General features: G+C 63.6%; 10 protein-coding genes. 6 read left to right on the top strand and 4 right to left on the bottom strand.

Features of this window, described 5'->3' with window-relative positions:
* From AB0P17_RS42615 to AB0P17_RS42625, 3 genes are all read left to right on the top strand, one after another.
* Positions 1–351 (top strand): transposase (locus AB0P17_RS42615; RefSeq protein ID WP_365820411.1); only part of this gene is annotated, 351 nt, incomplete at its 5' end.
* Positions 352–858: 507 nt separating this feature from the next.
* Positions 859–2,652 carry an Hsp70 family protein gene (locus AB0P17_RS42620; RefSeq protein WP_365820413.1) on the top strand — a complete coding sequence of 598 codons (1,794 nt, stop codon included), beginning with the start codon at positions 859–861 and terminating at the stop codon, positions 2,650–2,652.
* 10 nt (positions 2,653–2,662) lie between these two features.
* Positions 2,663–3,391 carry a hypothetical protein gene (locus tag AB0P17_RS42625; protein WP_365820415.1) on the top strand — a complete coding sequence of 243 codons (729 nt, stop codon included), beginning with the start codon at positions 2,663–2,665 and terminating at the stop codon, positions 3,389–3,391.
* Positions 3,392–3,447: 56 nt separating this feature from the next.
* Here AB0P17_RS42625 and AB0P17_RS42630 read toward each other — a convergent pair whose 3' ends face one another.
* Positions 3,448–4,371 carry a hypothetical protein gene (locus AB0P17_RS42630; protein ID WP_365820417.1) on the bottom strand — a complete coding sequence of 308 codons (924 nt, stop codon included), beginning with the start codon at positions 4,369–4,371 and terminating at the stop codon, positions 3,448–3,450.
* Between the two features lie 350 nt (positions 4,372–4,721).
* Between AB0P17_RS42630 and AB0P17_RS42635 the strand changes: the two genes are divergently transcribed.
* Both AB0P17_RS42635 and AB0P17_RS42640 read left to right on the top strand, forming a co-directional pair.
* Positions 4,722–5,504 carry a hypothetical protein gene (locus AB0P17_RS42635; RefSeq protein WP_365820419.1) on the top strand — a complete coding sequence of 261 codons (783 nt, stop codon included), beginning with the start codon at positions 4,722–4,724 and terminating at the stop codon, positions 5,502–5,504.
* A 59-nt stretch (positions 5,505–5,563) separates the two neighbouring features.
* Positions 5,564–6,631 carry a site-specific integrase gene (locus AB0P17_RS42640; protein ID WP_365820421.1) on the top strand — a complete coding sequence of 356 codons (1,068 nt, stop codon included), beginning with the start codon at positions 5,564–5,566 and terminating at the stop codon, positions 6,629–6,631.
* A 58-nt stretch (positions 6,632–6,689) separates the two neighbouring features.
* Here the strand turns inward: AB0P17_RS42640 and AB0P17_RS42645 are convergent, their stop codons facing one another.
* Entirely contained in the window at positions 6,690–7,319 is a 630-nt protein-coding gene (locus AB0P17_RS42645) for a class I SAM-dependent methyltransferase (RefSeq protein WP_365820423.1), read from the bottom strand.
* Between the two features lie 138 nt (positions 7,320–7,457).
* On the opposite strand from AB0P17_RS42645, the gene AB0P17_RS42650 reads away from it, so the two are divergent.
* Positions 7,458–7,685 carry a recombinase gene (locus tag AB0P17_RS42650; RefSeq protein ID WP_365820425.1) on the top strand — a complete coding sequence of 76 codons (228 nt, stop codon included), beginning with the start codon at positions 7,458–7,460 and terminating at the stop codon, positions 7,683–7,685.
* Between the two features lie 52 nt (positions 7,686–7,737).
* Here the strand turns inward: AB0P17_RS42650 and AB0P17_RS42655 are convergent, their stop codons facing one another.
* Positions 7,738–10,653: a hypothetical protein gene (locus AB0P17_RS42655; protein WP_365820427.1), complete on the bottom strand. Its 2,916-nt coding sequence runs from the start codon at positions 10,651–10,653 to the stop codon at positions 7,738–7,740.
* 195 nt (positions 10,654–10,848) lie between these two features.
* The coding region (locus AB0P17_RS42660) for a transposase (RefSeq protein WP_365820429.1) at positions 10,849–11,147 on the bottom strand (299 nt) is incomplete at its 5' end.

Here is an 11,147-nt window from a genome sequence, read left to right on the forward strand (position 1 = left end):
CGAGCACGACGTCAGCGTCGAGACCGCCATCAACCAGATCGCGGGCGACCTCACCAAATGGCTGGCCGCCCGCGCTTCCTAAAACACGGCCTAGCCGACCGCGGCTACGACCACGACAAGTACCGGCGGATGCTGTGGCAGCGAGGCATCCGCCCGGTGATCGCCGAACGAGGAGTGGAACACGGCTCCGGCCTTGGAGTTTTCCGGTATGTGGTCGAACGCACCATCGCGTGGCTGCACGGCTTCCGCCGCCTGCGCATCCGATGGGAACGACGCGACGACATCCACGAGGCCTTCCTGGGCCTCGCCACCTGCCTCATCACCCACCGACACGTCCAACGCCTTTGTTAGGACCTCTAAGGGCTTGATCACGAGATCCCGTGTGCTTTCAGGACGCTCCGCACTGTGTTGCGAGAGTGCCCGGTGAGATCTGCGATGGATACCTCGGAGAGGCCCGCCTTCTTCGCTTCAAGGATCAAGCGGTCGCGTTCCTGGCACATGCGCCGGTACTCCGTGAGCTTCGCACGGATCACCGCGTCAGCCGCGGGTTTCGGCAGCGGTGTGATCCAGGCAGGAGAACCGGGCCCGCACATGTGAGACGACCTGCGCCTATCCATTTCCATGCGCGGCAGCGTAGAACCCGCGGTGGCTGGCAGGGGGCTGACACGCTGTGCATAAATGCGCAAACTGTGCAGGATTGCACATCTCTGATGGTCTGGACGGGTGAATGTCCTGCCTCTGGCAGGTCCGGAAGTTGAGGGGCGCACCCACCCTCTGGGACACCTTGACTGCCCCCGCCGTCGGCAGGCCCGCCGAAGGAGCCCAACCCGCGGCACCGTCCGAGTCAAGGAACCCTAAATGTTCGACCCCCGCGTCTTCGCCGCCGTAGACATGGGGACCTACGCGATCGGCGGAGGCTGGACCACAGCCTCACCGGACAACGAGGCCCCGGAAACGCGAAAGATCCACTTCTTCAACAACTGGGAATCGCAGCCAGCACCCACAGTCAAGAACCTCTCGGCACTCCTCCTGGACGCCGACGGTGAGATGATCGCGTGGGGCTACGAAGCAAGGCGCATGTGGCTCACGCAGGGCTTGGCCCTGCGCACGGCAAGGGCCAAGTACTACCACGGCTTCAAGATGGACCTCGGAGCCCTGGAGGAGAACAGCAGCACGGAGAAGGCCGTGGAGGCGGCGGAGGATGCGAGCCCGGCTGACGGCGCCCCCGAGCGCGAACGCACCGACCACGCCAGCGGCGTGAGCTCCCGGGACCTCCAAACGGCGTCCCTGCTCACGATGCTTCTACGCCAGGTCGTGCAGACGATGCTCCAGCAGATCACCGCCAGCGGCTACGACGAGGACGATGTCCGCTGGGTACTGACGGTGCCCGCCTGCTTCAGCGACTATCAGAAGGCCATCTGTCGCGATGTGATCAAGAACGCCGGACTGCCTGGGGAAGACGGCCGGGTCCTGCTCTCGCTGGAACCCGAAGCCGCCGCCCACTACGCCCGTGTCTCCGGAGCACGTCACGGTGATTCCGGCCCAGGGTTGATGGCCCCGGGGGTCCGCTTCATGGTTGTCGACTGCGGTGGCGGCACCATCGACATCACCGCCTACGAGAACGACCAGGATGGCAAGATGGTCGAGATCGGGCGGTCTCTCGGCGACCGACTGGGCTCGGACTTCCTCAACCGCCGAGTCGAGGGCGAATACCTCCTCGAAGGCTTCGGCAAGGAAGTCATGGATGACATCCGGAAAGCCTGCCCCGACGCCCTGCTGCACATGATCGATCAGTGGGAGCGCGCCAAGGTCGCTGTCCGGCTCGACCAGGAGGACAACCTCAACCTCCTCATTCCCACCGCCATCGACCGGAAGATGGGAGCGACGGGCCGCCGCCGACTGGCCCGCCGTCAGAACAAGGTCGACGACGCCATCGTCCTCACCCCCGCCCAGCTGCACGCGCTCTTCGACACCGTCGTGCCAGGTACCCTCGACCTCGTCGAGGCCCAGCTGAACGAGATGGAGTCCGCCCAGAGCGACTCCGAAACCCCCAACGTGATCGTCCTCGCCGGCGGCTTCAGCAACTCGCCGTACCTCCAGCAGGCCATCAAGGAACGCTTCGGGACCCGCGCCACCATCATCGTTCCGCCGAACCCCGACATCGCTGTCCTGGCCGGCGCCGTCCACTTCTGCTACGACCCCCAGACCCGCGCACGCCGTAGCCGGTTCACCTACGGCATCGACACCGCCATGCTCTTCGAAGAGGGCATCGACCCCGAATCCTCCCGGCTGAAGACCCCGGACGGAGACAAGTGCGGGGACCGGTTCAACATCTACACCACTGCCGGACAATCGGTGCCGACGGACGCAGAGGTCTGCCACACGCTGATCCCCCTGTTCGAGCGGCAGAAGGAAATCGCGTTCGGCGTCTACGCCACCCGCGACACCGAACCCCGATACATCACCGACGACGGCTGCGACCAGCTGGCAGAGGTCACTATCGACCTCAGCCCGGTCATGCGCTTCGACCGCAGGGAGCGCGCAGTGCGGACCTTCATGAAGTTCGGCGAGACCGAGATCAAGGTCCGCGCCGAACTGGTGCAAGGAGGCGGCGAGGCCATCGCGCAGGTCCGCTTCCACTCCAACTACTGAGCAGAGACCCATGTTGTTCCGTGAACCCAGGCAACCTTCGCAAGACGAGTGGCTGACTGGCCCCGACCGGGGCCCGGACATCCTCCCAGACCCCGTACCAAGCCTCGACGAAGAGCTGGAGGCCACCCACCAGCGGATCGTGGCGCTGGAGTTCGAGGTGCACCGCGGCGCTACCGAGCACCAGCGCATGTGGCGGCACATCAACCGCCTCGAACGCCAGCTGGGCAGCCTCCTCGCCGCCCAGCTGGACCGGCGCGGCGATCTCGCGGGAGCGCAGCACTGCGAGCACCAGGAGCTCTCCCGCCAGACCCGGACACTGGTGGAACAGCAGTTCCAGAACTTCTCCCGCCAGTACAGCGACAGAACTGACCTCGCCCGACACCGCCCCAACCGGGAACGCACCGCCTTCCTCATGTCCCAACTCATCCAGCACCTCCTGGACAAGAGGCCGGCCTCCAGTTGGTCCATCCAGCAGTCCCTCCGCCTCGCGGACGACCCCGGCACCGAGGCCGCGATCAACCGCCTGCGGACCGACTGCGTCGCCCTGGCGGAGCGCATCGCCAAGATCGACCTCGCACACGAATGGAGCTACACCTACACCGCAGGAGCGCCCCTGGACCCTGAACGGCAGGACGCCTGGGCATCGTGCGACCCCGAAGCGCCAGTCTCCTTCGTTGTTGCGCCAGCGTATCTCGTCGACGGGCGGATCTACGGCCGCCAGCTTGTCTATACCGCCTGACGCTCCCGGGGCTCCACCACTGGGGGTCCCGGGAGCGTTGTTGGTAAGTCCGGCTATCAGAAGTTGTGGAATGGTCCTCCATCCCATGAAGATCCACGGACTTCACTTGGCTCCCAGTCCGCGTAGAAGTCGGTTGGTGGCTCATCCAGCTTGACCTCCTCCGCAAGCCCCCCCAGCTCTTCAAGTTCCTCGTGCTCGACACGCAGGTCGCAGGCTGGGCAGGTGAAGACGAACGGGGTGAACATGACCGCCCACTCATCCTCGTCCACGTGCGTGTCACCACTAAGCCAGCCCTGCGAGTCGCATGCCGGGCAGGTTGCGGGCTCGTCGTGTTCGATGTAGCCGGGAGAAGAGACTCGTGCAATCGTGCCGAGGACGAGCTCGCGTTCCTTCTGTGGCAAGTGGCCGTAACGTTCAGAGAAGACATCCTTGGCCCGAGCAAGTTTGCTCTCCAGCCGGACACGGACAGCTTCCACGTTCTCTTCGAGAAGCCGGTCGTGCAGGGACTCGTAACGGCCCCAGTAGGAAGTGTCGATCTTGAGCTCGACGAGCAAGGGGTCGATCAGCCGGAGACACGTGGTGAAGACGGCATTGACCTCTGACCGGTCGTACATGCCACTGTGTGCGACGCCGTTACGAGCATTGGCTAGCGGTCCAAGCGCCCGCTGATCGACCGGCATCTTCTTCCGCAAGATCTTCTGCGCTCGGGCATGGGCTTCGGCCAAGCCGATGGTCTTGACCTGCTCTGCGGGAACCGAAGCGTGTGCCCCGTGACCCGTCGCGTGGAGCAAGGAGTTGAAATCCTTGCCCTCCACTACGAGAGCCGGGTGGAGGCTGGCCAGGTATGACTTGAGGAGGTGCTCGGCAGCGATCCCGGCGTGGTGGACCGCCAGGTCATGAGACGACGTGCCTTCGGCGAGCGCGGCGAAGGCCGCGATCATCCATTTGCGCGAAGAGAGCTTGAGCCGTTCAGAGTCCATGGCCAGGACACTAGGCGGCTAGAGCAAACCCATTGTCGGAATTTTGGTGGCGCTCAGTAGTGCCACCGGCGACATGTCCGCTCCTGCCCCAGCGCCGAGCAGGTCGAGGTCGCAACGGCAGCCGTTCTCGCGGTCTGGACCGTGTTCGGGCAGGAGAACCAGGCCGCAGTGCTACGAAATGGACCATCGAGCACGATTGCGGGCACGAACTCGTCCACGACCTTTCCGGCCGGCCCGCTGACCGGCGGGCCGGATTCGCCCGCTGGCTCGCCGACCACGCCTGCTCTGTTAACTGCACCATCCTCGCCTCGTTGGTCACGACGTAACAGGCCGCGATTAAGGAGCAAGTGATGGGTCTACGCGAAGAGTTGATGGAGGGCCGCAGGGCCATCCCTCGCCTTGGACGAGTGGTGGAGGTGAACCGGGCACATCCGCCGTACGCGATGCTCGATGCGGCGGGGGCCGAGGTCGAGCCGGTCACCGCGTTTCTGCGAGACCTGGCGCTTGGGGATTCCAGCCCGTTGACCTGCCGCAGCTACGGCTACGGGATGCTGCGGTGGTTCCGCTTGCTGTGGTTGCTGGGCACCGGATGGGAGCGTGCGACGGAGTCGGAGGTCGCGGTGCTGACGGGTTGGCTGCGCTCGGCCGCTAACCCGCAGCGTCAGCGGCACCGGACCGATGCTCCGGTGGCCGGGACGGTCAATCTCCGCACGGGCAAGGCGTCCCTGTGCGCCGGGTACGCGCCGCGCACCATCAATCACGCTCTGACGGTGATCAGCGGGTTCTACGAGTTCCACGCACATCACGGCCGCGGACCGGTCGTCAACCCGGTGCCGCACTCGGCGCAGCGGCGCCGCGCGCTGGGGCACCGCAATCCGCTGGAACCTACGCCGATGGTGGGCCGGGCCCGGCTACGGCAGCGAGTGTCCGGCCGGTCGCCGCGGTCGGTTCCCGACCGGCTGTGGGACGAACTGCTCACCGCGATGAACTGCGACAGGGACCGTGCGCTGCTGGAGATCTTCGTCTCCAGCGGCGCACGCGCCAAGGAACTCCTCGGCATCACCGTCGGCGACTGTCGGCGTACACGCGAACGTGTACGCCGACAGCGGGAGACACCGAGCCCGGAGAACTGATCCCCGGCACCGGCGGGGCCCTGCGCAGAGCCATCGCCCCGAAGGCCGCAGGCCATCTCATGTGGGCCGAGGAGACCTCCAGCGGGCGCCGACGGAACCTGTCCTATGAAGAAGAGGAAGCCTTCTGGGCGTTCGCCGCGATCGAGGTCCTGCGTCTGACCGGCGTTCGCAACGAGGAACTCCTGGAACTCACGCACCACAGCATCACCCAGTACCGGCTCCCGTCCACCGGCGAGGTCGTCCCGCTGCTGCAGATCGCTCCGTCCAAGACCGACACCGAGCGACTCCTGCTGGTCAGTCCGGAACTCGCCGACGTCCTCAGCGCCATCATCAGTCGACTACGCGGCCCAGGCGGGATGGTTCCGCTGGTGGCCGCCTATGACGTCCGCGAGAAGGTCTGGAACCCGCCGATGCCGCTGCTGTTCCAGCGCGGCATCGGCTCCGAGCACCGCGCTTTCACGCCGACCGCGATCCGCAAACTGCTGATCAATGCGCTGGACGCGACCGGGCTCACCAACGCCGAAGGTGAGGTGCTTTCCTTCTCTCCCCACGACTTTCGAAGGATCTTCGTCACCGACGCCATCATGAACGGACTTCCCCCGCACATTGCCCAGGTCATCTGCGGTCACAAGAGCATCGACACCACAATCGGATACAAGGCGGTCTACCCTGCCGAGACGATCGAGGCCCACCGGGCGTTCATCGCCCGCCGGCGGGCCTCCCGTCCCGGCGAGGAGTACCGGATCCCGACAGAGGAGGAGTGGGACGCCTTCCTCGCCCACTTCGAGAAGCGGAAGGTGTCCATCGGCACCTGTGCACGCGCCTTCGGATCCCCCTGCATCCATGAGCACGCTTGTGTCAGATGCTCGCTCCTCCGACCTGACCCGGCCCAACGGGCACGGCTTGCCGAGATCCGCGACAACTTGATCGCCCGAATCACCGAAGCTGAACAGGAGGGATGGCTCGGTGAGATCGAAGGACTCCAAGTCAGCCTTGCCAGCGCAGAGGACAAGCTCGCCCAGCTCGATGCAGAGCAAGTCCGTCAACGCCAAGTGATTGATCTCGGCATGCCCCGCTTCAACCAGATCGCGACACGAATCAGTACGGCAAGAGGACCTTCAAGTTAGCCGAGCCTCATCCACGCGGATGATCTACACCACCCCGACCCAGACCGCGATCCACGCTCTACGGGCGGCGGGCCAGCAGATGGGTGTCGAGGAAGCCCCGCTCGGACGCTGGGTCGTGGAGCAACCGAGCAACCGTGACGAGTCCGGCCCCCGTCAGCAACTCGGCAAACTGCTCCGCTGGCCAGCTATAGGCGGGCGCCACCTTGTGGTCGAAGCGGACCGGCTCCGGCCCCTCCGTCCCGAAGAAGGACGCCAGGAGCAGACCCCCTGGTGCCAGGACACGCACCTGCTCAGCGAGCAGCGCGGGCAATTCTCCAGGTGGGGTATGGATCATCGAGTAGTGGGCCAGCACTCCGCCGAGCGCGCCGTCCTCGACCGGCAGGGCCTCCATGCGCGCTTCGTCGAACCGCAGCGCCGGCTCGGCCCGCCGGGCGTGGGCGATCATGGCCGGGGAGAGGTCGAGCCCGAAGGCGTCCAGCCCCAAGTCGTGCAGCATGGCTGTCAGATGACCGGGGCCGCACCCGACGTCGGCTACCCGCAGGTTCCCCGAATCGCGCACGAGCTCGGCGAAGATGCCGATCATGTTCCGCGCGAACGGCCGCGTCTCCAACCGACTAGTGAACATCGACGCATAGAGCTCGACGACCCCATCGTAGGCCGCCCTGGTCTCATCCTGGTGTTCTAACACGGGAAGGAAGCTAACACCCGCGCCGCTCGCACCCGTTCTCCGGCCCCACACCGAACCTCCCCTTCAGGACTTATCGTCCCGTCACCTGATCACAGGGCACCCTCTCGTTAGTTCAGAGAAGCCTGCATCAGGTGCCCCATGCTCCAGGTCAGCCCGAAGATGATCAACCGACTCGACGACCTCGAAGCCGATCTCATCACCCGCCGAGCCCGCGCCCAAGCCGAAGGCTGGGCCGGTGAGCTTGAAGGACTCGACCTCACCCTCCAACTCCTGCGTGCCAAAAGGGAAGACAGCCGGCGCCGAACAGGACGCCCTCTCGTCGATCTCGGGTTGCCCAGATTTAGCAAGAGGAAGAAAGGCCAGTAATGCGTGCTGGATCTCAGGGCGTCTGCCCGTCCGGCTGAATGTTCATAAACAATCAGCTAACGCCGGTGACTTTGAGGTCGCCTGGAGGAAGTAGCAGGGGGTAGGCGAGCAAGTCGAGAAGCTGCGTGAAAGTCATAGTGATCTGCCAGGATTTAATGTCCTGGGCGTTGATGACGTTGATGCACGCCTCGATCGATTGTGGGTCGCCTGTGGCGGCGAGCGCCTCTTCACTATCCAGGGGAAGTGAAGGTTCGACAACAGGAATAATAATGCCTTCGACTCGAACCTGATGAACGGGGTGTCGTTTAAGTGCCTTAAGGAAGCATCGGACGGGGTCAAGCTCTGATAGTTCACCTGCCGGTAGGTGATCCCGTAGGTACTGGGCGAGATTGGAGTCTTTGACTACCTCGAAGTCGAGAGAAGGGAGGTCTGGAATCATTCCTGAAAGATACTGGCTGGACAGAACTGCTGCTGCCGAGCGTTCCTCCGATCTGAGGTTGCTAATAGTCGCGGCAAGTAGGCGGCGAGCCCATGCACTTCCAGGCCCTGTAGCTCGGGCCAGGCGGCTTAGGACTCCGAGAGCCGTTAGGAGTCGGGCGTCACGTGCGCTCAGCGCATCTCGTATTGCGTGTTCGACTCGGATACGAGCTTGCTCATGGCGCTGTGCTGCCAAAACCAAACTATGTGCGGCGCGTTGGAAAATATCGATTCGTGGAGGGCGTCCGATTAGCGTGGTCACATAGTCAACTAGCAGATTATGAAAGCGAGGGTGGTGACGGCTGAAATCGTCATCTAGGAGATCTAGCGCCAGCTGCGCCCCAGGAACCAGAAGCATTGTCATAGCGTCCCTGGAATCAAGCGAACGTAGCGCGTTGATCAGGTCGCTGCGCAGGTGCGGACGGTGTGTGAAGATGCCCGCGGCAGCCAGCATCCAGGTGTTACGCCATGAGTAGCTGGCAGCGAGAGATTCGAGCCGCGGGACGATTTCGACTTCAGGACCGGAGATTAGCGCCCGGGCAGCCATGTATTCCTGAAGGCTGCGTACTTCGAAGCCGATAAAACCCGCATTCGGGGCAACGAGCAAGACAAGCCGGTCGGTTGCTGCTTCCAGCAGATTGCCAGCTAGTTCCTCGGACTCATCCTGGTCCTCGATTTCCTCGTGCAGTCGCTGTCGGACGTGTTCGCGAAGTTCATCATCTTCGATCACCGCATCCAGTTCCTGCGACTTGGCTGCGCGAATCTGTAGGAGTAGCCCCACATGCTGGTGAAGCCAATCGATGTGGAGCCTATTGTCAGCAAGGAGCTGTCCGGTTGCGCCCGGCTTATCAACTTCGCGAGCGTAGATGGTGTCGTAGTAGGCGTCAAAAAGTTCATAGCGGTTTTGCGGTAGTCGGGCGCGTCGCTCCACCAGCAAAGACATGATTGTCACCTGCAGCGGCGAGCGCATTAGGCGGGTGGTGCCATCCTCGGATACAGCTGTTCTGATTCGCTCCAGCACAGTGTCGCGCATGTCGGGGTCATCACTATGGCGCGCGGTGGCGAGCCGCTCGGCATAATGCAGTGCATCACTGTCTGGCATGGGTACCAAAGTGAGCGCCTCGTAGTCGCCAGAGTGGAACTCGCCTTTGTAGCCCTGCGGGCGTGTCGTTGCAATAACGAGGAGATCCGCATCGATCTGTCGGGTTTCCAGAAGGAAATCAGATATGCGGGACATTACTTCCTCCCGCGTCTGGCGGGAGACCACCTCATCGAGTCCATCCAAGACCAGCAAGCACGGCCATGTCCGCAACCAGCGCTTGATGTGGATACCAGTGACTGGCACGGAACTGCGGTGACCTACCCGGTCGGCCAGAAAGCGTAGGAGGCTCACGTCCTGGCCGCCAAGAATGGCATTGGCGTACTGATTGAGGGCGATACGAATTGGCCACCGGCGGCCCTGGGGCGGCTGCAGCCCGATCTCTGCAAAATCGCGACGGAGAGCATGTAGGATTGCGCGAGCCTCAGCAGTGAGGAGATGCTCGCCTTCTTCATCAAGGAGAGCGACGCGATAGACCTGACAGATCAGCTGCCCAAGGGTGCTCTTTCCCTGCCCAGGACCGCCAATCAACACGACATTCCGCGCTTCTGTCGAGGTGTACCGCGACGGACGTAGAACCGTATCACCACGTTCGAGGATATATGCGGCGACACGGGTTGAGTATGAGCTAAGTCCGTCTTGGTAGATGGGGGCCCGTTCCATTTCTGGCCGCGCATCACGCTCTCCAAAGGTGGCGAGCAGATCGACCGCTACCGGCCCGAGTCGCGTTTTTTGATCGTCTGCCTGAGCTCCAGCCTGACCGAGGCGCACCCACTGATCGGAAAGGAGTTCCCTGCTGGCATGAGCGCGGATCAATTCTGCGGTATCGGCATCCGCGTCACTGACCGTGGTGAGCAAGCGTGAGAGAACATCACCGGGGGTGATGAAGTGGGCGAAAGCCCGACGGACGCCTTCATGAATGTCTAGAAAGCGACAAATCTCGTCGCCGTGCCACAGTGCCCAGCCTTTCAGGGCGACCTTTGACTTGTTGGCGTAGGAAGATACAAGTCGATCAACACGTGCGATGCCACCGGTCTCAGGCACGGGCGAGAGGGGCACATTAGTCGTGAAGATCAAATACTCTGGCAACCGCCCGCGCTTGGAACCAGGGTGGAGCCACGCCTTGAACTCCGCCTCGATCTGGCGCTCAAGCCATTCGGTGCCAGAGCTAACGCCTTGGGAACGTTGCCTGAACTTGGCCTGTACCACACCATAGCCATCCCAAGCCTGCTGCTCGTTGGGGTAGGGAACCTGACCGCTGAACGCCGCCTCCCGACCACCGTCTTTGCCGTCCCCGAAGACTGAAACACCAGGGCCCAGCACGCACTTGGCCAGTGCTTGAGACAGGTGCTCGAACTCTCGCCACCCCAGACGCGTCAGGTCATAGTCCATCGGGTAATCCTGGCACAGCGCGCTGACCTCTAGCCTCGATCTTTCGTGGCGGTCCGCCGACGGAGTCGGCGGACCGTTTCGCTTTCTGTGGTTGACGGCGGACAGGCCGAGGGCCCGAGTGTCGTCTCGGGTGGACGCCGGGTTCCACTGCTCTGGACTGGAACGCTCTCTCGCAGGGGCAGGTGGATCCGCTGGTCAGCCCGGATTCGGCAGCAGCATGAGCCGTTCCAGAGCGGTGGTGATCTCAACTGTCCAGGGCCAGTGACATGCGAGGCGGAGGAGGCGGCGCCGGCCGGTGGTAACGAGCTGGGCGGCTGCGGAGAACAGGCGGAACCGCAGACGCCGCGGTTCCCAGAGCCTCGCCTGGCCGGTCAGGGCGAGCATGGGCATCCAGGCCAGCAGGTCGAGCGCGAGCTGGACGATCTCCAGCCAGACCTGGTTCTGGGCGGTGTCGTGGAGGGGCAGGTTCCGAAGCCCGGTCGAACGCGCGGCCC

It is taken from the genome of Streptomyces sp. NPDC088124, assembly GCF_040685895.1.
Classification (GTDB): domain Bacteria; phylum Actinomycetota; class Actinomycetes; order Streptomycetales; family Streptomycetaceae; genus Streptomyces.